Annotated in this window: 24 protein-coding genes; 19 read left to right on the top strand and 5 right to left on the bottom strand. The window is 67.5% G+C overall.

Annotation, left to right across the window (positions count from 1 at the left end; all coding sequences use genetic code 11):
• The first annotated feature begins 6 nt into the window (after positions 1–6).
• From trbL to WC585_RS13705, 9 genes are all read left to right on the top strand, one after another.
• Positions 7–1,392 (top strand): P-type conjugative transfer protein TrbL, encoded by a 1,386-nt coding sequence (trbL, locus tag WC585_RS13745; RefSeq protein WP_261339035.1) that lies wholly within the window; start codon positions 7–9, stop codon positions 1,390–1,392.
• A 2-nt stretch (positions 1,393–1,394) separates the two neighbouring features.
• The gene (trbF, locus tag WC585_RS13740; protein ID WP_054764199.1) at positions 1,395–2,078 is read left to right on the top strand and encodes a conjugal transfer protein TrbF; all 684 of its coding nucleotides are present in this window, start codon (positions 1,395–1,397) and stop codon (positions 2,076–2,078) included.
• Positions 2,057–3,106, top strand: a complete 1,050-nt coding sequence (locus WC585_RS13735; protein WP_054764198.1) for a TrbG/VirB9 family P-type conjugative transfer protein — start codon at positions 2,057–2,059, stop codon at positions 3,104–3,106. The genes trbF and WC585_RS13735 overlap by 22 nt, the downstream gene beginning before the upstream one ends.
• A complete protein-coding gene (locus WC585_RS13730; protein WP_082382561.1) occupies positions 3,103–4,281 on the top strand; it encodes a TrbI/VirB10 family protein in 1,179 nt (392 codons plus the stop codon). Before WC585_RS13735 ends, WC585_RS13730 begins: the two co-directional genes overlap by 4 nt.
• Entirely contained in the window at positions 4,278–4,781 is a 504-nt protein-coding gene (locus tag WC585_RS13725) for a S26 family signal peptidase (RefSeq protein WP_082382560.1), read from the top strand. The genes WC585_RS13730 and WC585_RS13725 overlap by 4 nt, the downstream gene beginning before the upstream one ends.
• Entirely contained in the window at positions 4,775–5,383 is a 609-nt protein-coding gene (locus WC585_RS13720) for a lytic transglycosylase domain-containing protein (RefSeq protein ID WP_054764196.1), read from the top strand. Before WC585_RS13725 ends, WC585_RS13720 begins: the two co-directional genes overlap by 7 nt.
• A 110-nt stretch (positions 5,384–5,493) precedes the next feature.
• Positions 5,494–5,691 (top strand): hypothetical protein, encoded by a 198-nt coding sequence (locus WC585_RS13715; RefSeq protein WP_231681368.1) that lies wholly within the window; start codon positions 5,494–5,496, stop codon positions 5,689–5,691.
• On the top strand, positions 5,688–5,873 hold the full coding sequence (locus WC585_RS13710; RefSeq protein WP_054764195.1) for a hypothetical protein: 186 nt from the start codon (positions 5,688–5,690) through the stop codon (positions 5,871–5,873). The genes WC585_RS13715 and WC585_RS13710 overlap by 4 nt, the downstream gene beginning before the upstream one ends.
• Entirely contained in the window at positions 5,863–6,246 is a 384-nt protein-coding gene (locus WC585_RS13705; RefSeq protein ID WP_082382559.1) for an AlpA family transcriptional regulator, read from the top strand. The genes WC585_RS13710 and WC585_RS13705 overlap by 11 nt, the downstream gene beginning before the upstream one ends.
• A 22-nt stretch (positions 6,247–6,268) precedes the next feature.
• Here WC585_RS13705 and WC585_RS13700 read toward each other — a convergent pair whose 3' ends face one another.
• Positions 6,269–6,568 (bottom strand): hypothetical protein, encoded by a 300-nt coding sequence (locus tag WC585_RS13700; protein WP_054764194.1) that lies wholly within the window; start codon positions 6,566–6,568, stop codon positions 6,269–6,271.
• A 142-nt stretch (positions 6,569–6,710) separates the two neighbouring features.
• Between WC585_RS13700 and WC585_RS13695 the strand changes: the two genes are divergently transcribed.
• Positions 6,711–7,340 (top strand): HAD hydrolase-like protein, encoded by a 630-nt coding sequence (locus WC585_RS13695; RefSeq protein WP_197273335.1) that lies wholly within the window; start codon positions 6,711–6,713, stop codon positions 7,338–7,340.
• Positions 7,341–7,783: 443 nt separating this feature from the next.
• Here the strand turns inward: WC585_RS13695 and WC585_RS13690 are convergent, their stop codons facing one another.
• The 3 genes from WC585_RS13690 to WC585_RS13680 all read right to left on the bottom strand — a co-directional run bounded on the left by WC585_RS13690 (position 7,784) and on the right by WC585_RS13680 (position 12,766).
• On the bottom strand, positions 7,784–8,821 hold the full coding sequence (locus tag WC585_RS13690; protein ID WP_054764192.1) for a hypothetical protein: 1,038 nt from the start codon (positions 8,819–8,821) through the stop codon (positions 7,784–7,786).
• A gap of 2 nt (positions 8,822–8,823) precedes the next feature.
• Complete coding sequence (locus tag WC585_RS13685; RefSeq protein WP_054764191.1) at positions 8,824–9,501, bottom strand: hypothetical protein; 678 nt, start codon at positions 9,499–9,501, stop codon at positions 8,824–8,826.
• Between the two features lie 85 nt (positions 9,502–9,586).
• Positions 9,587–12,766: a hypothetical protein gene (locus WC585_RS13680; RefSeq protein ID WP_054764190.1), complete on the bottom strand. Its 3,180-nt coding sequence runs from the start codon at positions 12,764–12,766 to the stop codon at positions 9,587–9,589.
• Positions 12,767–13,118: 352 nt separating this feature from the next.
• Between WC585_RS13680 and WC585_RS13675 the strand changes: the two genes are divergently transcribed.
• Positions 13,119–14,042, top strand: a complete 924-nt coding sequence (locus tag WC585_RS13675; protein ID WP_054764189.1) for a HEPN domain-containing protein — start codon at positions 13,119–13,121, stop codon at positions 14,040–14,042.
• Between the two features lie 18 nt (positions 14,043–14,060).
• On the opposite strand, the gene WC585_RS13670 is transcribed toward WC585_RS13675, so the two are convergent.
• The gene (locus tag WC585_RS13670) at positions 14,061–17,129 is read right to left on the bottom strand and encodes a hypothetical protein (protein ID WP_373258518.1); all 3,069 of its coding nucleotides are present in this window, start codon (positions 17,127–17,129) and stop codon (positions 14,061–14,063) included.
• 276 nt (positions 17,130–17,405) lie between these two features.
• Here WC585_RS13670 and WC585_RS13665 point away from each other — a divergent pair, with 276 nt between their 5' ends.
• From WC585_RS13665 to WC585_RS13630, 8 genes are all read left to right on the top strand, one after another.
• Positions 17,406–17,606 (top strand): hypothetical protein, encoded by a 201-nt coding sequence (locus WC585_RS13665; protein WP_373258517.1) that lies wholly within the window; start codon positions 17,406–17,408, stop codon positions 17,604–17,606.
• Positions 17,607–17,699: 93 nt separating this feature from the next.
• Positions 17,700–18,125: a hypothetical protein gene (locus tag WC585_RS13660; protein WP_373258516.1), complete on the top strand. Its 426-nt coding sequence runs from the start codon at positions 17,700–17,702 to the stop codon at positions 18,123–18,125.
• Between the two features lie 86 nt (positions 18,126–18,211).
• Positions 18,212–19,039 carry a DUF5677 domain-containing protein gene (locus WC585_RS13655; RefSeq protein WP_035305726.1) on the top strand — a complete coding sequence of 276 codons (828 nt, stop codon included), beginning with the start codon at positions 18,212–18,214 and terminating at the stop codon, positions 19,037–19,039.
• Positions 19,040–19,059: 20 nt separating this feature from the next.
• Complete coding sequence (locus WC585_RS13650; RefSeq protein ID WP_155988050.1) at positions 19,060–19,557, top strand: hypothetical protein; 498 nt, start codon at positions 19,060–19,062, stop codon at positions 19,555–19,557.
• The gene (locus WC585_RS13645) at positions 19,554–20,144 is read left to right on the top strand and encodes a hypothetical protein (protein ID WP_035305720.1); all 591 of its coding nucleotides are present in this window, start codon (positions 19,554–19,556) and stop codon (positions 20,142–20,144) included. The genes WC585_RS13650 and WC585_RS13645 overlap by 4 nt, the downstream gene beginning before the upstream one ends.
• A gap of 358 nt (positions 20,145–20,502) precedes the next feature.
• The gene (locus WC585_RS13640) at positions 20,503–21,003 is read left to right on the top strand and encodes an RNA polymerase sigma factor (RefSeq protein WP_197019695.1); all 501 of its coding nucleotides are present in this window, start codon (positions 20,503–20,505) and stop codon (positions 21,001–21,003) included.
• A 15-nt stretch (positions 21,004–21,018) separates the two neighbouring features.
• On the top strand, positions 21,019–22,002 hold the full coding sequence (locus tag WC585_RS13635; RefSeq protein WP_035305714.1) for a FecR domain-containing protein: 984 nt from the start codon (positions 21,019–21,021) through the stop codon (positions 22,000–22,002).
• A gap of 82 nt (positions 22,003–22,084) precedes the next feature.
• Positions 22,085–25,036 carry a TonB-dependent receptor gene (locus tag WC585_RS13630; protein ID WP_035305712.1) on the top strand — a complete coding sequence of 984 codons (2,952 nt, stop codon included), beginning with the start codon at positions 22,085–22,087 and terminating at the stop codon, positions 25,034–25,036.

Genomic DNA, 25,036 nt, shown 5'->3' with positions numbered 1-25,036 from the left:
GCTGTCATGGCCGGCCCCGGAATGGAGACCCCGAACGAGCTGATGGTGGTGTTTTCCAACACCGTCACCGCCGGCTTCGACGCCCTGTCCGGGTCGGTCAACGGTGTCTTCGGTCTGCTGATCGCGCTCGTCGTGGCCCTGACAGGGATCCAGTGGGCGCTCTCGCCCAACAGGGAGGTCCTGGCGTCCGGCTTCGGAAAGGTCCTGCTGATCGGCGCCTTCGCCTGGATCATCAACGACTGGCAGGCCCTGTCCGAGACCCTCTACGCCGGGTTTCTGGAGCTGGGTCTGACGGCCGGGGGAGGCTCGCTGTCGCGCGAGGAGTTCCTCAACCCTGGAGCCATCCTTCAGCAGGGCTGGGAGATCGTGAAGGCCCTGGGAGAGACGCCGGCCCCGGTCGAGAACCCGCTCGACGTCATGGGCAATATGGCCGACGCCCTGATTCTCGGTCTGGCGATGATCGGCATCATGCTGGCCTTCGCCATCCTGGCCCTGCAGATCATCGTCTCCCTGCTCGAGTTCAAGATCGTCACCCTGGGCGGCTTCGTCCTCCTGCCGTTCGGCATCTGGAACAAGACCGCCTTCCTGGCCGAACGACCGCTCGGCTATGTCGTCTCCTCGGGGCTCAAGGTGCTGGCCCTGGCCATCGTCGTCTCCGGCGCGCGGACGATCTTCGACCAGCTTCAGCCCTCCGCCAATCCCGACATCTATGAAGCCCTCACGATCCTGGTCGCTGCCCTGCTGCTGGCGATGTTGGCGATCTTCATCCCCAACCTGGCCTCGGCCCTGGTGACCGGCGGCCCCGCCCTCGGGGCGGGCGCGGCCCTGACCAGCGGGCTCGCCGTCGCCGGGGCGGGAGCCCTCGTCGCCGGCGGGGTCGCGGGCGTCGGCGCCATGGCCGGACGGGCCGCGGCGATCGGCGGGTCGTCGCGATCCGCCGCCGGGGCCGCGTCCGCGGCGCGACCATCGGGACCCGGCCCTTCCTCGGGAGGCGCGCCCTCGGGCGGCGGACCGCGGCCATCACCGGGCCCTGGACCCGGATTGGGGCCCGCCGGGCGCACGCGAGATCCGGCGCCCTCCACCGGCGGCGCCGCGCCGACCTCGGGCGCTGCGGCGGCCCCGAGTTCTCCCACCCCGGCGCCGTCGGAGGCGCCGCCCCCTCAGCCGGATTCGTCCGGGCCGCCTCCGGGCCAGGCCGGGCCCCAGGCTGAGACCCGTTCCCGGCCGTCCCTGTCCGAGGACCGGTCGTTGGGCGGGGGCGCGAAGGGGGGACGCGCCGCCGGCCGATCCGCCGCCCTCCAGGCCTTCTTTATCGCCAACTCCGGTCGCGCCCTGATGCCGGCCGGCGAGAACAGCGGCGCCCTCAAGCCCACCGTCAGATCCGAGGATTGAGCATGCATCCCTTCTTCAAGCCCAAGCGCGCCCTGACTGCGTCGCCCGAGGCCACTCCCTACCAGAGGGCAGGCCAGGTCTGGGACGACCGGATGGGGCTCTCCATCGCCCATGCCCGCAACTGGCGCCGTATCGCCCTGGCCAACCTCGCGCTGGCGGCCTTTCTCGGCGCCGGCTGGTGGGTCCAGGCCGATCGGGCGGTGGTGCGGCCCTTCGTCGTGGAGGTGTCCGACTGGGGGCAGACCCAGAGGATCACGGCCCTGGACGGCCGGTACGAACCGACCGAGGCCCAGACCGGTTATGCCCTCGCGCAATGGATCCGGGACGTTCGGTCGAAATCGATCGATCCGATCGTGATCCGGCAGAACTGGCTGCGCGCCTACGACCTCCTCACGCCGAAGGCCTCGGCCTTTCTGAACGACTGGGCCCAGGCCAATGATCCGTTCGCGGAGGCCGGCCGCGAGGCGGTCAATGTCGAGGTGCTGAACGTGGTCCGCCGCAGCGACCGCACCTTCGACCTGCAATGGCGTGAGACCCGGTTCGTGAACGGCCAGCAGGCCGGGGCCGAGCGTTGGCGCGCCCTGATCACCGTCGCCCATCAGCCGCCGCGCAACGAGGCCGAGCTGATGCGCAATCCCCTTGGCCTCAAGATCGAGGATGTCTCATGGACCCCCGACGCTTCCTGAGCGTGACCGCCCTTTCGGCGTTCGCCGCTATCGCGCTCTCCGGCTGCGCCCTGCTGCGAGGGCCGGACGCCGACCCCGTCATTTTGGCCGAGGCGATCACGCCCGAGGTCCCGACCCCCGAAGTCGCGCCCGAGCCCGTCCTTTCGTCTGAGGCGGACCCGGCTCCGCCTCCCGTAGAGCCGGACTCCACCGCACGACCCTACCTCGAGGCGGTCGCCCAGGCGGAGCCGCCGCGTCGACGTCGTGCCGAGACGCCGCCGCCGGAGACGCCGTCCGGACGCGCCGCGATCGCACAAGCCAATCGATCCGCTCGCGCCGCCTCCAGCGCCGACGGCTTCGTGGGCGGAGTCCAGGTGTTCGGCTGGTCCGACGGTCGGGTCTACGAGGTCTGGACCGCCCCCCTGCGGGTCACGACCCTCACCCTGGCGCCGGGCGAGACGGTCACGGCCAAGGCGGCCGGGGATACGGTGCGCTGGCAGATCGGCGAGAGCCAGTCGGGCGCCGGCGCCTCCGCCCGGACCCATGTCCTGATCAAACCCCTGCAGGCGGGTCTGGAGACCAACCTCGTCCTGACCACCAGCCAGCGGGTCTATCTCCTGACCTTGCGCAGCGGCGCCGCCGACGCCTTCAACGCCGCCATCGCCTGGGATTATGGCTTCGCCGCCTCGAGCCGCCCGGTCGCCGACCCGCTGTCGGGCCTGCCGCCGGTCGATGTGCAGGCGGCGACGCCTCAGGGGCCCCTCGACGCCCGCTACAGGATCGAGGCGCGAGGCCGCTCCCCGCGCTGGGCTCCGACCGCCGTCTTCAATGACGGCGCACGGACCTTCATCACCCTGTCGCCGGGAGCCTCGATCGATGAGGCGCCGGCCCTCTTCGTCCGGGCCGGCGAGGAACTCCAGCTGGTCAACTACCGGCAGGCAGACGGCGTCCTGATCGTCGACAGGCTGTTCGACGAAGCCGAGCTCCGGCTCGGAGACCGTCGTCCGCAAATCGTCCGCATCCGTCGCATTCCGGGAGCCGCCCGATGACCGATCCCAATCTCTCTCCAGACACCCCTCGCGACGACGTCGCCCCGCCTCCGTCCACCCCGACAGCGACGCCCAAGGCGCCTCCGCCGCCCCTGATGGGCCGGGCGCCGCGGCCGGGCGCCGTCCGCATCCGCAAGCTCGTCGTCCAGGGCGCGGTGATGGTCGCCGCCCTGCTTGTGTCCGGCTCGCTCGCCTGGGCCTTCGTCGTCCAGCCGCAGATGACGCGTCAGGCCCGGGACGCCGCCGAGGCCGGTGGCGCGGGCGAGGCCCGGGGCAGCGTTCGACCCTCGGAGCGGGTGACCGACCAGCCCGCGAGCTATGACCGGCTCGCCCGGGCGGACGCCTTGCCGGAGCGCCGGGGCGCCACGCCGGAAGATGAACCTCCCGTCGCCTCGCCGCCGCCCGCTCGCGTGCCGGCGCCCTCATACGCCGCGACGCCCAGAGGGCCGCGACCGGTGGAGCAGGCGGCGGCGTCCGGGCTGTTCTTCGGAGGCCCGTCGAGCGGGGCCGCCGCTCCGGCCGGAGGCGGGCGATCGGATGCGCCGCCGTCCCCGGCGATGCGGGACTATGGCGCGATCTACAGTCCCCACGGCCTCCTGGCGCCGGTTTCCCCCTATGAGCTGAAGGCCGGCGCCATCATCCCGGGCGTGCTGCTGACGGCCGTGGACACCTCGCGTCCCGGCCCGGTCGTGGCCACGGTCAGCCAGAATGTGTTCGACTCCATCACCGGTCGCCATCTCGTCGTCCCGCAGGGGACGCGCCTGATCGGACGCCACGAAGGCGAGAGCGCCCACGGCGACCGTCGGGCCTTCCTGGTCTGGGATCGGCTGATCCTTCCCAACGGCAAGAGCCTGATCCTGTCCGAAGAACCGGGCGTGGACGCGCAGGGCGCGGTCGGCGTGCGGGGAGAGGTGGATCGAAGGCTTCTGCCGCTCGGCGTGGCGACCCTGTTCGCGGGCGCCATCACGACCCTGGGCGAACTGGCGCGCGGCGGATCCGAGGACCGCTCGTTCGCCGCCAGTGCGGGGAGCGCAGCCTCGATCGAGGCCTCCCAGGTCGGCGGACGGCTCGTCGATCGCGAGCTCGGCGTCCAGCCGTCCATAAGGGTCCGGGCGGGGGCTCCGGTTCGGGTGATGATCACCCGCGACCTCATTCTGGAGCCGTACCGCCGATGACCCGTCTTCGTTGTCTTCTCGTGGCGGCCGTCGCGCCCGCCGTCGGCCTCTTCGCCGTCGGCGGGGTCGCGGCGCAGCGGCCCGCCGTCGCCCTGATCAATGAGAGCCCGAGCCTGCCTCGGGGCGTCTATGTCCGCGCCGACGCCCGGGACATCGAGCGCGGCGCGGTGGTCGCCATTCGTCAGCCCGAGATCGTGCGGCCCTATCTCTCGCGCCAGGGGATGCCCGGCGAGGTGCGGCTGATCAAACGGGTGGCGGCGACGGGCGGCGAGATGGTGTGTTCGGACGGCCGGTGGCTGATCGCGCCGATGCGCACCGTCCGCATCCACGCCCGGGATAGCGCGGGCGTCGCGCTTCCGGCCTGGCGAGGCTGTCGCAGGCTCGCCGCCGACGAACGACTTCTGCTCGGCGATACGCCGTCCAGCCTGGACAGCCGGTACTTCGGGCCGGTGAGGACCGCCCAGATCGAGGGCGTCTATCGGGAGACCCTGACATGGTGAGCCACCTTCTTCCTCTTGCCGCCGTCATCGCCATGGCGGCGACGCCGGTCGCGGCCCAGACCCGCGTCGACTGGCGTCCGGCCGGCGGCGACCTGTTCGTGGGCGTCGTTCCGGAAGCACCCGCACCGGAGGCCGCTGGCCTCGAGGCCGTTCGTCTGGCGGACCTTGACCAGCCCTTCGCCGACGCCATCGCCGAAGCGGCCGACCGGCATGGTCTGGATCGCAAGCTGCTCCATGCCCTGGTCGTGGTGGAAAGCGCCTATCGCGCCCAGGCCTGCTCTCACGCCGGCGCCTGCGGCCTGACCCAGCTGATGCCGGGCACCGCCGCGGATCTCGACGTGCGCGACCGTTTCGATCCCTATGAGAATCTGCGGGGAGGGGCCGACTATCTGGCCCGGCAGATCCTCCGCTTCGGCGACCTCCGCCTTGCCCTCGCGGCCTATAATTCGGGACCGGATCGGGTCGCCCGGCTGGGCCGGATCCCGAACATCACCGAGACCCAGAATTACGTCGTCTCGGTGATCAACTGCTACCTGGCGCTCACGGCGGGGCGCGGGGTGCGATCGTCGCGGGAATGCGTCCCGGCGGAGGCCGGGCTGTGACCTTCGCGACGGCCCCTCATGACGGCGCGGAGGCGGCCGCGTCGTCGCCCCGGGAGACGCTCCTGACCCGCGCGGAGGCGTCCGTATTCCTGGAGGGCAAAGGCATCCGGATGAAGCCGACGACCCTGGCGCGCGCCTATTCGACCGGGTCGGGCGGCCCGCCGTGCCGGCACATCCGAAACAAGCCCTACTACCCGCTGGACTTGCTGGAGACCTGGGCCGAGGCCCAGATCACGGCGCCCGCCGCCTCATCCAGCGAGCGCCAGCGGCTGCGGCGGGAGGCCCGGCGTCGGGAGGCGACCCCATGACGACCACCCGCCCCAGTCTCGAGACCCTGATGAACGATCCGACGGTCAGCTATCCGCTCAAGGCCGTGCTGCTGGTCTGGTGGAGCCGGGATCCCCTGGACGCGGCCAACGATGCGGCGGCGCTCGCCTCGGTCATGGGGGATCGCGCGACGGCGCTTCTGGAGCAGCGTCATGGCCCATGACGACGGGCTCGAGCGGTTCCTGGGCTGGCGGCAGGTCCGGGACCTGACGGGCCTCGGCCGCACGACCGCCTGGCGCATGCGTCAGGCCGGAGACTTTCCGGAGCCGGTGTCGATCTCGCCCGGACGGGTGGCCTGGCGCGAGCGCGATATCGCCCGCTGGAACGAGAGCCGCGGTTCCACGGCACCGGAACCCCAGCCGGCGACACGACCGATCAGGCCGACGCCGCCCCGTCCTCGCGAAGACCGCGTCATCGCGACGCCGACGGCAAAGCCGAACCCGTCGCCGTCACCGCGAGGAAGCAAGCCGAAGTCGCGCCCCCGGCGTCGGAGCGGCCCTGTCATTGCAGAGGGTCAGCTTGGCTTCGACTTCTAGCGCCTTGGGTCTAGTGCGGGGTTCAGCTTGCCCCGAGCGCCCTGATCCTGGCTTCGGATCGGGAGTGCCGCCGCACGCCGAGCACGTCGCCGATGCGCCAGGCCGTCGCGCCGAAAACCTCGTCGCCGGCCTGCGTGAGGATGCGGACATCGCCCGAGAGCGAGGCGCCCCGTTGGAGCAATCTGACGCGAGCGCCGTGCAGATCGAGCTGGCGCAGCACCCCGGGCGCTGTCTCTCCCTGGCCGTACTCGATGACGCACTGTTCGGCGCACCGGCGGCGCGCGAGAATGCGGCGATCGGGTCTGGCGACGGGGAAGCTCATTCCCGACACCTAGTGCGAGGCGCTGAAGGCTCGTTTAAGCGTCGCCGTTAACGGCCCCATTCACCCTGTTTCTTATCGCCAGCGGGACGTAGCGGGGCGGGACCCCGTGCCCGCCGACCGTATTCCCGCTATGGCGATCCGAATGGCCCAATACAAACTCGTCCTGTTCGACTTCGACGGCGTGCTCGCCGACAGCGCGGCATGGTTCATCGCCCAGCTGCCGAGCCTCGCCGAGGCTCATCGTTTCCGGTCTCCCGATGTGGCGGAGATCGAACGTCTTCGGGGCCTGCCGACCCGAGACGTCGTCAAGGCGTTGGGCGTGTCGCCGCTCCGCCTGCCGGGGATCGCCGCCGATTTGCGCAAGCGAATGGCCGATGAGGCGCACCAGATCGCGCTGTTCGAAGGCGTCCCCGATCTTCTGCGGCGGCTGCATGACGGCGGCGTCCGGTCTGCCGTGGTCAGCTCCAACAGCGAAGAGAACGTCCGCGCGGTGCTCGGGCCATCGGCGGCGTTGATCTCCGCCTTTAGCTGCGGCGCGTCGCTGTTCGGCAAGGGGGCGCGCTTCTCTTCCCTGATCCGTAAACTGGATGTCGAACCGGCCCGCGTCTGCGCCGTCGGCGACGAGGTGCGGGACATCGAAGCGGCGCACCACGTTCATGTGGCCGCCATGGCCGTGTCCTGGGGATACGGAGCGGCCTCGGCTCTCAGCGCCGCCGTGCCGGACTACATGGTCCATACGCCGGCCGAGGCTGCCGCTGTGCTCTTGGCCTGACGACGGTTCACGATCGCCGCGACCTACCTGTCGGCCTGTCTCTACGTTAGAATGGCGCCGCCCGGTGCGGCTCACGCGTATGTACAGGCTTCGGCTAAAGGCGTGAGCGCATGCGAATCTCACATGTTCTCAACGCCCGGCGCACCTCCACAGCGCGCTTTAAAGCGTGCGGCTTGTCGTGAAGGCGGTTTGCGCCTAAATAGTACGCAGGTTTTTGCGTTATCCTAATTCGCACCTGAGCCATTTTTGGTGGAAGTGCACGGGACTGACGAGGGGATAACACCTCTCTCGCCGTCGCCGAGGATCTTGGATCCGTTGAAACCGGGCACTGGGGACATAGGGCCTTGGAGCTTTGGGGCCGACGCAGTTGAGACCTCAACTGAATCGGCGGTAAACGAAGATAACGCGACTATGTATCGGGCGGGTGCACCAGCACCCGCCCTTTACTCATTCTGGGCGTCTTCGATCCGGTGTGCGGTGATCATGTCGCTGCCGAAGACGTTGGCGTGATCCCCAAACACATGCACCGGGCCGCGATCGATGCAGAACATGCGCTCCCGGACCAGAGGGGTGCCGAACTCCCTCTGAACATCGTGCTGAAAGCCGGGGGGCTGAAGCGGGGTCCCGAACCGGAAGCGGCTTTCAAGTTCCCGACGCAGCCTGGCCGCGGTCAGGTCCTCTTCGGCGTCCGCAGGGATATCGTGGACCCCTCCGTCCTGGCCCACATGAGCCTTCGCAAAGACGAGGTCGCGTCGGTCGATTGCGAAGCTCTTATTCTGCCCGCCTGTCTTGGCGTAGAATTTCGGCAGATGCTTGAACGGGAACTTGCGGCGCTCGACGTCCTCGTCGATCGCGGCGATGTCCGCAGGTGCGATCCCGCTCTCCAGCAGGGCGAGGAAGCGGTCATGAAACACCGCATTTCGGGCCAGCTCGAAGTTTCGGGCCGGCAGAAGCAACGGATCGTCGCGACGATGGGCTTCGAGCCTTCGCCGGGTGCCGTTCACCTCCTCACTTTCGGCGGTGACGCGTGCGCGGTTCACGGCTGCATGCACGGCATCAGCGTCAAAACGCCATGGGCGACCGTCCGGCCACTCCCAGCCAGGGTCCGCCATGCGTATCGGGAAGACGGCGCTGCCGAAGACCTCCCATAACGGTTGGGTCCACTCATCGTCGACATAGGCGAGAACGATGCGGGTCGGGTTCACCGGGTTCTCTTCGCCCTGATAGTTCTCCCTGGCATAGGCGAGAACCTGAGCAGCGAGCTCCTCGACGGCTGCGACGTCGTAAACGGGGTCGCGATCCGGGAAGGCGACCGTAGTCGCCCGCCACGGCGTCCTTCCGTCGTTGTTGATCGTGTTCGCGGCGGCGGCGGCGCTGGCTTGCGGCAAGCCCGCGAGCACAAGCAGCGGCGCTCGGCCGGCGACGCCGCGTGTCTTCGCTCGCGAAACAGGCTTCGCCTTGGTCTTGACCTTCCCCGCCACGCCTAGCTCCGCCGAAGAAGCATCTCTGCGATATCGGCCGGAATGACGATGCGGCCGATAATGTCCGAAGGCTGGGCGGCGAGGAACCGGGCCAGGGCGTTGCTGTCTTTCTTGGCGGCCTGGAAGGTCGCAGGGTCGAGCTGCTCCTGCTGGGCCCAGGCGAGGAACTGTCGCCACAAAGCCTGCTTGTCCTGGACGGTGGCTGAAGCGAGGGCGAGACCGGGCTTGCGATATTCTTCCGCGATGATGCGGAAGCCGGGCCGAACCATTTCACCGGCCTTGATGCGTTTGTAGTCGTAGGGCGAGGTCACACGAAGGGTGACGACTTCCCCGGCCTCGGTCCGAACACAGAAGGCGATCTGAACGGACTTCGGAAGACTGTCGAAACTGGAGCCGGCCGCCCGCGCCGTCGCAGACAGTTGCTGCACCTCATTGCCGATATCGGCGGCCCGGTCCGCCGGCGCGATGACCTCCCGCCCGGGGCGGGTGTCGGCGATCCTGAGGCGGTCCTCGCCGGCGGCCCGGACGGCAGCCAGCAGTCCGCCATAGGCGCCCTTCAGGTCGTTCAGGAGGGCCTTGTTGCTATGCCCAAAGCGCGATGCGAGCAGCGGCGGCGCCTCGGGGGCGGCGTAGTGCGCCTCTACCGTTTCGACCAGTTGATTGAGGAGCGCCTCTGTCACTGCGTGACCTTCCGAACATTCAGGTGGGGCAACTGTAGGAACACGGCCGAGCGCCGTCCATGGCGGGAACGCGATCGCCGGGCTGTCACGACGATGGCTTGGGGTGCGAGATGCGGAACGCCGGGCCGTCGGACAGGCGGACCCTGCGTGCCCACTCAAGACGCAGGGAGGCCGACCACGGATTCGCCGCATCCGGCTCCAGCGTCAGTTTCGTCAGACCCTCTTCGCCGAAGGATTGGAACGTCAGCCGATCCAGCCGCTCCACGCCGAACACCCATGTGGCTCCGTTCGCGGCTCTCGACGAGTAGACGGGCGTACCGTTGAGATGGAAGTCGTAGCTGTCGTCTTCATTCGGCTGGCGCACGAAGGCGAAGTCCGATGGGCGATCGCCGCTGCCGTGGGTCCAGTCCCAGAGACATTTAGGGTCCTGCCGATGAGGCCGGATCACCACGGGTGATTGCCCGGTCGCGCGCACGGCCTCGAGCGCTTCGGACAGAGCCTTCCAATAGGTCGCTGCGCTGCGCGGGGATCGTCGCGACGGGGTGGAGGCCTCGAGCACATCGAGAAGCACGATCTCGCCCACGCGACCCACGAGTTCGTGCGCCCACCACTCTCCCTCGCTGCCCATCCGGTCGTCCATCGGGGGCAAGACGTAGCTTCCTCGGCGGACGTGCGTCTGGCGATAGACCCTAGGCTTCAGAGCGTCGGAGGATTGATCGATCACGGCGAAGGCCGATACCGGGAAGGCCCCTTCTGCCTTGGAGAAGCCCTTGGTTTGGGCGGCGTCGGAAATCGCCCTCAGCGCGGCGGTGTCGACTGGAGCGGACAACAGGACCTGCTCACGCGCGACGTGGATGAGCGAAAGGCATTCCTCCAACCACTCCCGCACCCGGTCCAGACGTGTCTCGAGCTCGGGCACATCGATCACGGATGCGGTCAGTGCGGACGCTATCCCCGCTCCGTGGACACGATCGATCCCGGGCAATGCATCGCGGATTCCCTCCAGATGCCGGATGATCGCTCGTCGCGCTTCATCGGAGGCTGGCAGAAGAAGGGTTCTGATCGTGCCCGACACGCCGATCTTGCCCGTTCTTCCGGCGGGCAGTGTATTCAGGCTGGCGGCGATCAGCAGGCCATGGGTCGTGTTCTGACCCCAGAGAGACGCCTCTCCCGACCACCCATAGACCCGACCGGAGATGTAGTTCGGCCCCTCCAGGCGGCTGATTTGCTCGGCGAGCTCCTCGATGGACCGCCCGTAGGCTGCGTCGTCACGACCGGACTCGCCGACGAGGCGGAGGATCGAGCGCAGGATTTCCTCCGTGACCAGCGGGGCGGAACGCGGGTGATAGGAGGCGCCGGCGTCGAACTCCCGATTCTGGAACAGGGCGCAGGCGGCCATGGCCGCGCCGTCATTCACCACGCCGGGAGCGGGAGAAACGGAGCGTCCGATCAGGCTGCAGACGAGCACCAGAAGGGTGTCTCGCCAGGCGTTCTCGATCGCCGCGTCGAAGACATCGATCGGTTCTGCGGGGCGATCGTCGTGACGGTAGAGAGAGGCGGGCACGGCCTCCCATTCCCGGGACGTCAGCTCCAGAGTAGGCAGTGCGCGCCCGACGGCCCAACCCTGGCTTGACGTCGGCCAGATCCGCCGATTGCGCTCGTCCCATTTGAGCATGAGATCGATGGTCCAGCGGATGGCGATGGTCTCGCCGGATTGAGCCGCCACGGCGACCATCATCGCCGTGTCGCGCAGATGTCGCGCCAAACCCGGCGCCAGGGCCCGGATCTGGGGCCATCCTGGCGCCGGCTTGCTGGTCCCGAGCGGAGCGAGAGCTTCGGCGAAGGTCTCCCAGCCCCCGACAACATCTTGCCAGGCGCGGGTATAGGCGTCCGCCTTCGGACCCGAGAACGCGAAGGTCGGCTCGGGCGTCGTCCCTGGCGACAGGGTTCGACTGCGCGTCGCGGTGAGGAGCAGGCCGCGCACCAGATACATGGTCGGGAAGAACAATGCGCGGGTCGCTTCGTGCGGAGCGCTCCCAACACGGTGCTGAAGCCGGGCGGCAAGCGAGGCCGCGCTCTCCAGAAACTTGGGGTCGCTGCTCAGCCGTTCCGCAAGACGGTCCAGCAAGGGGATGTAGGCGCGCACCCATTCCATCGCGAGCGATTGGAAACCGGCGTCCATGGCGCCGTAGTTGAAGGGTGGGTCGCCGGGGTTCTGGGGCGTTTGCGCCAGCTGATAGTAGAGCGCGTGCTGTTCGAGCAGTTCCCTCAGGCGCGCCTTGAAATCATCGAGCCGACCAGCATCGAACAGCGAGACGAGATCGGCGGCGCCCTCCGCCAGAAGGCCCTCGGTCGTCGGGATTGGGTCCGCGTGTGAGACGGGACCGAACCGGAAGGCGGCGAGGAATAGCCGGCGTTCGGACCAGCTCGCTTCACCCACGCCTCGAACCAGGACCGCGCGGCTGGCGTAGTCCTGACCGGGCCATCCCGCTAACGTCGTGCGGATTTCCTTGTCCTCGGCCGAAGCGCGCTTCGTTCTGGCTTTGAGGGCCACGGACAGTACGCCGAAGCGGATGTCACGCAGCCGGCGTGGGCTGGAGAATTCGCGGGCGACGAGGTCGGCGTCGCTGATGAAAGGCGTGATGGTGAACTCGGACTCGGCCGCGTCCTCGGGCAGATATTTGTACCTCGCGGCGTTCACCCAGCGGTTCGCGAGCATCAGGCCGCGCAACTGATCGCGCCAGGCGATGTTGGCGATGTAGCTCCGCGTCAGTCGAACGCGGCGGGTCGGCTGGATGAAATCCAGGCTTCTCAGAACAAAGAAGGCCAGGCCCAGGAGATTGATGGCGAACCAGATCACGTTGAGCACGGTGATCGCGCCGACGACCTTGAGCTCGAGCTGGGCGTAGAGGAGCGACTGCAGGGCCACGAAGGCGATGTAGGTCAGCGCCAGGCCGCCTACGGAAGCCGCCTCGGTCTCGGAGAAATAGATCTGAAGCCGGTGGCCGGTCGAGGACCGCGTCTCAAACAGCATTCCGACCAAGGCGATCACCAGGGGATAGACCAGGCCCAGCAAGGTCGCCTGCGCGCCCAGCAGGGCCAGGTTGATGGTCTGGAGATCGCGGAAATAGTCGGCCAGATCGCCCGGTATTTGCGGTCCGTAATCGGTGGGCGGCACAAGGGCGGTGATCGTGCCGACAACGCCGTAGAGGGCGATCGCCACAAGGAGCGACACCCGCCAGTGTCGACGGACGAACGCGAGCATGCGACGGCCCGATCCATGCCGCAGCCCGGCGGACGCGACGTTCCGCCGGAGATGCTCGCGGTGGAGCCGTGTCGTGATCCGCTGGAGCGACGGCTTTCGAAGTGCGGCCAGTCCTTGGGTGAGGTTGGCGAGGTGGGCGAAGACTCGAAGAATGCGCGGCTCCCTGGCGACGGCCTCTGTGGCGCGAGGGGCAGGTTCTAGGGTGGTTTTCAGCGATGATCCCACCGGCGTGACCGCCGCTCTCGGAGTGAGACTAACGGTTGTGCGGCCTCCAGCCTAGCTTCGTGGGTATCTGTGCCGGTCGGCCAAAATATATCCGGCAGAACGCGAATTTCTCGCTAGAGTCATCGCGATGAAAACGACCCTCGACCATCTCCCCGAACGTCAGCAGCAGGAGCTGGCGCACGTCCGCGCGACCCTGCTGACGGAGTTCGAAGCGGCGCTCCGGAAAGGCGCGGGCGGCACGTCGGATTGGCGCAAGGGCGGCAAGGTCCTCAAGATCATCCTGTTCGGCAGCTACGCCCGCACCGACTGGGTGGACGAACCGGACAACGGCTACCTCTCGGACTTTGATCTGCTGGTCATCGTCAGCCACCCCAAGCTGACCGACATCGCCGACTACTGGTGGGAGGCCGAGAATAAGATCCTCCACGACCCGTCGGTTGGCCGGATCGTCAACATCATCGTGCACGACCTCGCCGAGGTGAACCAGGCTCTCGGACGCGGCGAATACTTCTGGACCGACATCGCCCGCGACGGGGTCATGCTCTACGAGCTGCCGGGCCATCCGTTGGCGACTCCCAAGCCGATGACGCCGGCTGACGCCTTGGAGATGGCGCAGCGGTACTTCGATACGAAGCAGGCGGACATTGAAGTCTGGCTCGACACCGTCGCGCACCTGCTGGCGCAGGAGTCGACGCTTTCGAGGCGTAAGAACGCAGCGTTCCAACTCCACCAGACTGTGGAGGCGGCTTACATCTGTTTCCTGCTCGTCCACACGTTCTATTTCCCGCGGTCCCACAACATCAAGTTCCTGAGGTCGCTGGCCGAGGACATCGACAAGCGCCTTGTCGAGGCGTGGCCGCGTGAGCAGCGGGCCGAACGGCGGCGGTTCGAGACGCTGAAGCGCGCCTATGTCGAGGCCCGCTATTCGGACCAGTACGATGTCAGCCGGGAAGACCTCGAAATGCTGGCGATTTCGGCCCGCCGCCTCGGGGCCGTCGTCGCCGAAGTCTGCCGCGAGCGCCTCAATCAGCTTCGAGGCGCAGCAAGCTGATCACGCTCGGCTGGCATCTCAGTGCCAGCTCCGCTCCTCGACCTCGTCATCTTCGCGCTTCGCCCGCCCGTCGTAGATATCGGCGATGTCATTCAGTAGCCGGGCGGTGACGGGGTAGTCTGACGCCATCGCCGACGAGTGATCTCTGTAGCGGTCAGACAGCGTCCGCTCCTTGCGACCGCCTTCCCTCAGGTCACGGGTGATCACTCCGCGCGATGAATACGCACCCGAGACGAAAGCATCCTCCAGGGTCTCTGATCCTGCGCTCTCGAGAATCTCGCGGATGGCGATGGGAGGCCAAACCTCGCCGGCTGGTTTTGCGCTCATCCCGAGGATGCGGCCGATCCGGAGGTCAGCCGGCAGGCTGCGTCCCAGTTCCGACGCGCGGCGGCGCACTTCCGTGACCCACCGCTCGAGTTCGGCGCCGTCGATCCGCCCCTTGTCGTCTGCGCCGGGGATGCGGTTCCAAGCATCCAGCACATCGTAGCCGTGCCGGGCCATGGCGGCCCGCTGTTCCGGCGTCGCGGGTCCGCCCGGGAGGTCCTCGTCTGCGCCGCCGCCGTCGTCGTCCCGCAGGAAGACCATGGTCAGCACCTGGAGGAAGAAGTCCGGGTTCCTCGCCAGTTCGCGGTGTAAAGCCGGGCTGGGTCGCTCGGAGTACCGCAGCATGTGGAAGTAGTACCACTCGAGCAGGACCAAGGTTTCGTCCGACACCTCGGGATGGTTTTCGAGGTGGGCGAGGATCCGCGTGAGGTAGTGGAGCCGCATCACCGGCTCGTTCGTGTCCTCGCTCGCCTGGTTCATCGTCTTCAGCGCCAAGTGGAGCGTCTCGACGATCAGCTTTGGATCGAGGTCGACTTCAAGGCGGCTTCCGATCAGATGGAGAGAGTCACGAGCGCGATCGACGACGTTGAAGCGCCGGATCGCGTGCTCGGTTTCCTCTTTGGTCTCAGCCACCGCCCACCCCGCGAGAGTACGCCAGTAGCGATCTTCTGACGAGAGGCCGTAGGCCGCGACCGCCGACCAGGTCTCGGGGCGCGCCGGGAGGAAGTGGAGCAGGCGTCCGACCACGCGTTCGTCCAGTTGGGGGGCCGGCGCCGGCAGCAGGCGGGTGACGAAATCGGCGCCGCCTTCCTTCTCGCGTAGAAGGCCGATCGCTTCGGCTGCGGCCTGCCAGAGCGGCCCGTCATCGGAGGCCAGTCCGCGTTCGATGAAGTCTGACCGCCAGGACGCTGCGGCGGGCGAGTGCGCTACCGCCTCTCCCACCCACCGGGGTTGATCGCATCGGTCGAGGAGGGCCAGCGCGCCGTCGATTCCGCGCACCTCGACGATCTCCTCGAAGGCCGCCGCACGGGCGGCGGTCGCTTCGTCCAGCGACTGACGCCACTCGCGCACGGAACCCATCCAGCCGGTGCCGTTGGAAAACAGCCAGGCATGCCTCCAGAGGACATCCTCGGGTTTGAACCGCTCGAGGGTGGTCTGGAAGACCGTCAATTCATCCGCCGGGATCGACCAGTCCGCGTCCTGGAATTCCAGGTGGCGAGCCAGGACCTTCCGAAGGGCCGTGCGCGTGAAGTCGCGATCCTCTTCGCCGATGATCGTCGGCTCCGCCTCCAGCAACTTCTGGCCGATCCCAGCCCGAGCGTCGGGCAGAAGGAGCTCCATGGCCTTGAGCAGAGCCTTCCAACGCTTTGGCCGATTGCCGACATCCTCGATCAGCCGGTCTGAGACCTCTACGACGCAGTCGTGGACGACCGTCTCAGGCGACGCCTCGCGGTCGGTTGGCGCGGCCTTGCGCCAATGCGGAGACGACGTCGGCATCGTGATCGCGTGCGAGCGCGGCAGGAGTGAGATCATGAGATCCCAGGCGATGTCTCCATGTCGTTTGCGCAGGCCGTCGATGACGGCCAGCCGCTGCTTCAGCGTCGCGTGGGTTTGAGGAGACCACGACAGGAAGATCGTGGTGAGAACCTGCTTCGGACGGGCGACGTTGTTGCCGCCCCCATCCAGCGCATCGAGCCGCGCCAGGACGTCGGCGACCCGAGGCAGAAGAGCCGGATCCCAGGCCAGTCTTTCCAAGGCCCACATCAGCTGGGGAAGCCGCGTGACGGTGTGGGTCGACGTCTCGGGCTCGAAGAAGGCGATCAGTGGGCTGGGCGTCGGGCCGAGCGCACGTTCGATGCCGCCAAGGAAGGCCGAAGGCGCGACCTCCGCCAGCTTCGGCAGGACGGGTCCGAGGGACCACCAGATCGCCTCCGTGGCGCCGTCCAGAATTGTGGTGAGGGACCTGGCGACTTTCGCCTCGACGCCGTCCACCAGACCCGCCCGGTCGCCGTACAACGACAGAAGCGCCATCGTTTCCGTCATCGACTGTTTCAGGAATGACGAGAAACGCGGGTGGATGTTCCGAATGGGAGCCAGCCAGCGCTCGTCCGGCGCCATGTCCCATGTCGGATCGATCTCGGCGCAGACTTCGCAATAGACGGACAGGAAGCGGTCGATGTCCGGAGCCGTCAGACTATGCGCGAGGAGGGTCCAGGCGTCGCGAGGCGATTTCAGTCGCCACGCGTCTTCGCGCTTGCGCAGAGGCCCGTCCAGAGCGGTCGCGTATGGCCCGAGCGCTCTGACGGCCTCTTCGTACGGGACGCCGGCCAGCTGTTCGATGACGGCCTTGTCGCCGTCCAGCGTCTCGAGCCATCCGCCGGCGAGAAGCGCACCCAGCATCGGACGAGGCGGCTGCGGGATCGACCAGGATGGACGGCTGCCCGGTGCCGCAGGCATGAGACGGCGAAGGACGGCGAGGCTACGGCCGGCGTCGAGCGAGAGATTCTGCGCCTGGCCGTACTCGAGGCCCATCCGCTCCAACACTTGCTGCAGCTGGTTCCGGGTCGGCTTCGCCAACCGACGCGCTGAGTCAGGCGCCTCCGAGTTCGGGCCCAGGGCGACGTAGATATAATGGCCCTTTCGAGAGAGCCGCTGAGCGACGCCGGCTTCCGTCTCGTTGAGGATGAGGATGAGCGGCGTCAGGCCGTCGGCAAGCTCCGCCGCCGCTGCCGATGTTTCCGGCGCCAGGACGCGGGTTTCCACGGCGCGATAGTACCGATCAGGCAACATCTCGATCGTCGCATGGAAAAAGGCCGCCGCCTCTTCGACGGACTCGGCCTGAACGAACAGCGGCTCTGAGGCGGGGGCCGAAAGCCACCGCAGGACGACCGCAGCATCCTCGTCGCGTCCGATGCATGTAAGCTCTCCGCTCAACGGAACCTGGGTCGCGCCCGACCAGTCCGCCCAGAGGTCCGCGAGTGACTTCAGATCTCTAGGGCGCTTGCCAAGGCGGACTGCGAGCCACTGGCCGACGCCGGGATGGCACTCGATCCAGTCCACCAGGTCGTCGGCGTCATAGGCCAGGACGTTCTTCCAGATGCGCTTGGCGCGCTGCGCCTTGGCCCAGACGTCCTTCTGCTTTGCCCAACGACGGGGCGTTACGAAGACGAACGTCGTATCCGCCGGGTCGAGGTCGCCGTGATCCGTCGTTCGGGCCTCTATGTCTCCATCGGCTTTTGACTTCTTGTTCTGGTCGGTCCCGGTTTCCCACCCCGACTGGCCATCCGGAATCCTGACCGACGCGCCGACAACGCGGACCTCGCCGTCCCAGCCATGTTGAGCGACGCTGTCGCCGGACGGGAATCGAACTCTGGCGGCGACCCCGCGCTCGGCGCGGATCAAACGGCTCAGAAGCTCGGGCATGCCAGCCTGGCCGTCGCGGCTGTCGGCCCAGACGACGAGGTCGGAAGCCTCGATCAAGCGGGTCGGGTTCCCGCCGGAGAAGGGGGTCGGCGCAGCGGGATCTTCAATGAGGCTGAGGCCTTGATCGTCGTTCCGGACGCCGGCGTCTGCGATCGCCTCAGTCATGGCCTCGATGGCGGCAGGCCTGACCTCACGCCGATCGAGCTCGAAGTCAGCGACCTCGCTGGGGTGAATATTCGCCGCCTTGGCCAGGTCAGCTTGCGACCACGCCAACAAGGCGCGGGCCCCGACCATGTCCTTCGCGCTGAACCCTTGCTGCGTCATCCCGCCGAATAGTCCCTCCCCGTGCGCCCTGGGCGTGAATCCTAGGTAGGGAGAGACGACCCTTGCCTTCAAGACGGGACGACCGTGTTATCCGCAGCATGACGACTTTCAACGAAGCAGGCTTTCTGTCGACGGCGATCTCGGACCGCATCCAGGCCAGGCGGAACGGCAACGCCCTCGGGTTCGAACTCGTCGAAGCCCTCAATGCCTGCCTTCAGAAGGCCGCCACCGCGGCCTGCGAAACCGTGCGGGGCATGCCGTTCGACCGCGAGCCGATGGCCCTGCTTCTCCTGCATCGGTCCTGCGCCCAGTTGCAGGGAGCGGTGCTGATGGCCGAACGCGGCATGGATGTTGAGGCGCGGACACTGGCGCGCGGACTGCTGGAGAACACCCTGCTGATGGCCGCGCTTCACGACAATCCGGACAAGGCGCGCGCGGTGATGATCGAGGATGCCGCCGCCGCCAAGAAGGGGCAGGCGAAAACGATCCTCCGCAGCGGTATGTCCGCGGACGCCGCGATGCTTCAGGATGTTGTGGACAGCATCGGATCCGTGTCGAACCTGAACATCTCGAAGCTCGCGGAGCTCGGCCCTCTGGGACACCTGTACCTCCTTTATCGCGTGATGTCGGACGATGCCGTTCACCCCTCCGGCAAGTCCCTGCAGCGGCACATGAGGATGGCTGACGACGGTGAGAGCTGGAACGGCTATCTGGTCGGTCCCGAGGATCCCGAGCGGATCGCCGACACGCTCGATCGCATCCTGATGATCGGGATCGCCCTGGGAGTCGCCTTCACCCAGATCGTCGGCGATGAGGAGAACAACACTCGCCTCGGGGAAATCTCGGCCGACTATGGGCCTTTCAGGGCGTCACAGGATGCGGCTGCCGAAGTGCGCATCGCCCGCAAGCGCGAGGCGATCGGATGAAAGGTCTCACCTCGTCTGACGTGATCGCCATCGCGACCGGTCTCGTCTCCCTCGCCGCCTTTGTCGTTGCGATCATGAGCTGGATCACTGCGCACCGCGCTCAGCGACTGGCGGAGCGGCAGGAAGCCCGTCGCGCGCCCCGGCTGGATCTCCGCCTCATCGACTCCAAGGTCTCCGACATCGACGGGAAGAGATCGTTCGCCATCCACCTCCAGATCGCCAACCCAACCGACACAGCCAACAGTGTCGCCGGGCTGGAACTGTGCATCCGCCACCGCCGCGAGATTCCGTTGACCTTGTTGGCGCCGGCGATCCCCAATGCCGACGAGAGCGTGCCGATGCTCCTGATGCCGTTGCGCATCGACGCCCATCACACCGTCGAAGGTTGGGTGCGGTTCGCGGTCGCCGCCGACCTTTTGAAGGGCTCGACCATCGAGGGCTACGAGCTGGTCGCGACCGATACGCATCAGGAGAAGACGACGCTCGAGACCCACATGCTGACCTGGAGTCTCCGATGATCGGAGCGTTCCGCAAGGCGATGATCGCCCTGAACCATAGCCACGAGAAGCTGATCGCGCCGATCATCGCCGACGGATCGCTCGCCACCGTGGGGGTGGGCGACGGTCGGATGTTTCCCCTGGTCATCCTCGACACCACGGAGCGTCCCGATATCGACGCGGCGATCGCAGCTCACGACCATGGGCCGCCGGGAGACGTCCGGGTCCAGTGGGGTAGGCTTCCGCACCGTGAGGAGACGGTGACCCTCATCCTGACCCTTCTTCGCCCGGTGGAAGCAGTGGTGATGGTGGAATTCGATCTCAACAAGAACCATGGGGTCATCGTGGAGCAGATCCTCCAGAATCGCGGCCTCTATGTGCAACCTGGCCGGCCAGGGGATCGTCTCAAGGACGATCCACAGAAGCCGAAGATCATCGTCGAGGTGGCGGACACGGGCTTCAAGGCGACCTGGGACCGGCTCTTCCTCGCCCACACCGCCCTGAAGCTGCGCCGAAAGGGCATGAAACGAGGGGAGGCCAAGCGAGCGGCGAAGGAGGTCGTCGATCGGATACGCAAGGTCGCATCGATGAGACCGTTCACCGCCTGAAGACCGCGACAGCGAATTCAGACAAGACGCGCGTGTCCCGATGGGGCGCTTAGGCGCGGTGAGGCTCGCGCGGCTGGCTTGTCGTGGATGACATGCGCACCCAATGCGCCACCGCTTGCAAACCCCGCCGCCATGATTCAAGCTTTGAGTGCGTCGCCTTCGGGCGGCGCCGAGGCGTGAGAACCTCGCTTGAGACGATCATTCTACATCTTCGCTCCGCGGCAGCGGTGTGGCTGGCGCGTATGTCCAGGCCCCTCGGACAACGACTTGGGGGCTAAAGGCGTCGGCGCATGCCTCAAGCATGGTCTCAACACCCGGTGCTTCGGCCGGGCTCGCCTCATCATCTGGAGGCGAGCCCGTGTCGGATCGAACTGGAGGTGTGGGAGACAAGGAGGCCGATCACGGCCTTCACGATCTCTATCGCGCCTATTCCGGTTGGCTCACGGCGCGGCTGAGGCAGCGCTTCGGCGACGAAACCGAGGACCTCGCCCAGGAGGCCTGGATCCGGGCCGCGCCATACAGTCGCAAGGGTCTGATCGAGCATCCCAAGGCGCTGCTTTTGAAGATCGTCGACAACCTGATCATTGATAAGGCCAGGCGGCGGGGGCCAGCGCCTCTCGGGGCCAACGATCGGCTGGACCCTGATCCGCTCGTGGATCCCGCCTCTCAGATCGACATGGTCCTTCTCAAGCAGATCGTTATGACGATGCCGCCCCGACTAAGGGACGTGTTCGTCTTGAGCCGTTTCGCGCATCTGGAGTATCAAGAGATAGGCGAGCGGCTGAACATCCCCGTGACCACGGTCCAATGGCGGATGATCAAGGCGCTCGAGTACTGCGCAGCCCAGTTGCGGCTGTAGCCGATGGGGAACGCCATGAGCGACCCGCAGAGCGCGACAGGCGTTGCGGACCGTGAAGCGGTCGAGTGGCATGTCCGACTCGGGGAACGCCCCGTGTCCGCCGACACGCTCCATGCGTTCAAGACGTGGCGCGAGACCGCTGGCAACGTGGAGGCCTATCACAAGGTCGAGCGTCTTTGGCGGAGCACGGGATCCCTCTCGTCGGATGGCGACATCCAGAACCTGACCCAGGCCACCTTGCGGACCTCAAGGCCAAGGACGAAACGCGAATGGTCCAGACGGCTCTTCCCGGTCGCGGTCGTCCTCGTCCCCGTGGCCGCCCTGGCGCTAGCGCTGGTCTTCTGGTTGCCCACGCGAGGCCTGTACGAAACGGAGATCGGCGGCCAACGGGTCGTCGCGCTCGACGACGGGACCCAGGTCCGGCTGGATACGGACACGCGGATCAGGGTGCGGTTCGCCTCTGGCGAACGGCGGATCGTGCTCGAACAGGGTCAGGCGTTGTTCACCGTCGCCCACGATGCGACCCGCCCCTTCAGGGTCGAGGCCGGGGGCACGGAGGTCACGGCCCTGGGCACCGTCTTCGACGTCCGGCGCGAATCCACCGGGGCGCGTGTGACCCTCGTCGAGGGATCGGTCGCGGTCACCGATGTCCAGGCCGAGACCCGCAACTGGCGCCTGACCCCGGGGCAACAGGTCCAGACATCGCGTCGTGACCCTGCGCCGGTTGCTGTCGATGCGACGGTCGAGACGAGTTGGTCGCAGGGTCACCTGGTCTTCCGGGGCACGCCGCTGCGCGACGCCGTCGCCGAGGTCAATCGCTACCTTCCGGACAAGATTGTCCTGGCGGCCGGGCCTGCATCGGAGGTCGCGGTCAACGGCTCCTTCGCCACGGGTGACAGGGACGCCTTCGTCGCGGCCGTCTCGGATCTCTTCGGTCTGACCGCCCAGCCGCAGGCCGACGGCGGCGTCCGCCTCACCGCGCGATCCGTCGGCGGATAAAAATTTCAGGCTCCAACTCAGATGAGATGACGGCCCTGCGTCTCCTGTTCGACGCGCCGTTGCGTCAGAGAGGACCTAACTCATGACCATCTGCACCCGAAGCCTGCTTGCCGGCGTCGCGCTCGTGCCCATCGCCGCCGTGGCCTTCGCCACCGACGTGCAGGCCCAAGAGGCCCGCGAGTTCAATATTTCCAGCGGCTCGCTGGACGCGGCGCTCATCGCCTACGCCCGGCAGGCCAATGTGCAGATGCTCTATACCGCCGACCTCGTGGCCGGCCTTCGGACACCGGGACTGAGCGGACGGCATGCGCCGGACACGGCGCTGGATCGCCTGCTCGCCGGAAGCGGCGTCGTCTGGTCGCGCAGTCGGCCGGGCGTGATAGTTCTGCGCCGGGCTTCGGCGCAGCAGGCGGCGACCGACGACGCCACCGTCATCGACGAGGTTGTCGTCACTGGGACGCTTTTGAGAGGCCCCGGGGAATCGCCGTCCCCCGTGACCGTGATCTCGCGCTCGGACCTCGACCGGCGCGGCGACGCCACGGTCGCCGACGCCCTCGTTCGGCTGCCTCAGTCCTATTCGGGCAACGCGACACCCAACAGCCTGCTGCTGGGCGCCGACTCGCTAGGAAGCAACACCTCGACGGCGACGGGCGTGAACCTCCGAGGGCTCGGGGCGGACGCGACGCTCGTTCTGGTCAATGGGCGGCGCCTGGCGGGGACCGGAATGAAGGGGGAGTTCGCCGATGTCTCGGCGATCCCGGGTGGAGCGGTCGAGCGCGTGGACGTGCTGCTCGACGGCGCCTCGGCCCTGTATGGATCTGACGCGGTGGCCGGCGTGGTGAACGTCATCCTGCGGCGGAGCTATGAGGGTCAGGAAACCCGGCTGCGCGCCTCTGCGGCGCAAGGCGGGGGCGAGGACCTGCTGGCGTCCCACCTGTTCGGGACGCGGTGGGAGACCGGCTCGGCGCTCCTGTCCTACGAGTATCAGCATCAATCGGCGCTCAACTCGGCGGACCGCGACTACACCGCCACCGGCGATCTGAGGCCCTGGGGCGGCACGGATCGCCGCAGCTTCTACGGGCCGCCCGGCAGCATCGTTGTGTTCGACGCGTCTCGCGGCGCCTATCGCAGCACCTATGCGATCCGACCCGGTCCCGACGGCACGGCGCGCACGCCGTCGGACTTCGAGGCAGGCGGCGCCAACCTCGGCAACCGGCGGGCCGACGTCGACATCCTCCCGCTCCAGGAGCGCCACAGCGCTTATGCGAGCGTCCGCCAAGACCTCGGTTCGCACATCGAAGTGTCCGCCGACGCCCGCTTCAGCCGGCGGACGTTCGAATACGCCAACCTCGCGCCCGTGAGCATTCTCACCATCGGACGCAACAACCCCTTCTTCGTATCGCCGACCGGTTCGGCCTCCCACCTGATCGCCTACAATTTCATCGGCGACCTCGGTCCGACCGAGAGCTACGGCATGTCGCGCAGCCTCGGCGGGACCGCCGGGATCGAGATCGCGCTGCCGAGGGACTGGACGCTGGAAGCCTACGGCGCCTTCGCCGAGGAGCTCAGCGAAGGCGGCACGAACAACCAGCTTAACAGCACCTTCCTCGCCGAAGCGCTGGGCAACGCCGTCGACAATCCGGCGACCTCCTACAACGCAGCCCGGGACGGATACTTCAATCCCTTCGGGTCGGGCGGGGCCAACGGCGACGCGGTTCTGGATTTTATCTCGCAGGGCTACACCTGGTCCCGCTACCGCAGCCGTATCAGCTCCGCCAATCTGATGCTGGACGGCTCACCCCTGAGACTGCCGGGCGGGGACCTCCGGATTGCGATCGGCGCGTCGTTCCGGCGCGAGGAGTTCAACCGTCGCAGCCAGAACTTCGCTTCGGGCGTGGCTCCGGTCATCACCATCGGCGACCCCCAGGTCCGCGACATCGGCGCCGTCTTCATGGAGGTGCGGGCGCCGCTGGTGGGCGAGGCCAATGCAATGCCCGGGATCAAGCGTCTGGAGCTTACCCTGGCGGGGCGCGCCGAGGACTATGACGACGTCGGCACGACCTCCAATCCCAAGATCGGCCTGATCTGGCAGCCCTCGGACCCGTTCACGGTTCGCGCCAGCTGGGGGACGTCCTTTCGCGCCCCCGCCCTCACCGAAGTCTTCGATCGGGTCCAGCTCGGTCCCCTGACCGTGTCCGACTCCGGGGTCAGCCGCGTGGCGATCCTGCAGTCCGGCGGGAATACCGACCTCGAACCGGAAACGGCCGATAGCCTCACCCTCGGGGTCGAATGGGCGCCCCGGCCCGGCATGCGGTTCAGCGCGGGCTATTTTGACATCCGTTTCGAGAACAAGATCGGTCGACCGGCGCTGGAGAACATCACCAGCATCCTCGTCGATCCGAGCCTGTCGCCGTTCGTCACCCGTCTCACGCCCGGGAATGCGGCCGATCTGGCTCGCGTCCAGGCTTTCCTCGCCGACCCGCGCTTCGTCTCGCCAACCCTTTATCCGGCGTCGTCCTACTCGGTGATCCTCGACGGCCGATGGGCCAACACCGGCGAACTGAACGTCGAGGGGATCGATCTGGCGGGCAGCTACGACTTCGACGTAGGAGACAACGCTTTCGGTCTCTCCCTCTCGGCATCCTACCTGCTGGACTACAGCCGTCGGGTGACCCCGGTGGCCGTTCGCGAGGACGTTCTCGGGTTGGTGGGCTTCCCCGTCGATCTCCGCGCCCAGGCCGCCGCAACCTGGACGCGCGGGGACTGGTCGACGCGGATCGGCGTCAACCATGCCGCCGACTACCGCGACGCGGCGGGGCGGACCATCGACGCCTTCACGACCGCCGATCTTCAGCTGCGCTGGGCGGGGGTCGGAACCGGATTGGCCGAGGGCGTCGAGGTGGCCCTGACGATCCAGAACGTCTTCGACGCGGACCCGCCCTTCTATGACTCCCCGCAAGGCTTCGGCTTCGATCCGGGGCAGGCGGGTCCGCTTGGCCGGGTCGCGGCGTTCCAGCTGATCAAGCGCTGGTAG

Origin of the sequence: Brevundimonas sp. (genome assembly GCF_041648055.1) — a bacterium.
Classification (GTDB): Bacteria; Pseudomonadota; Alphaproteobacteria; order Caulobacterales; family Caulobacteraceae; genus Brevundimonas.
Note: the sequence above shows the minus strand (reverse complement) of the source record. Positions and strands in the feature narration are given on the sequence as shown.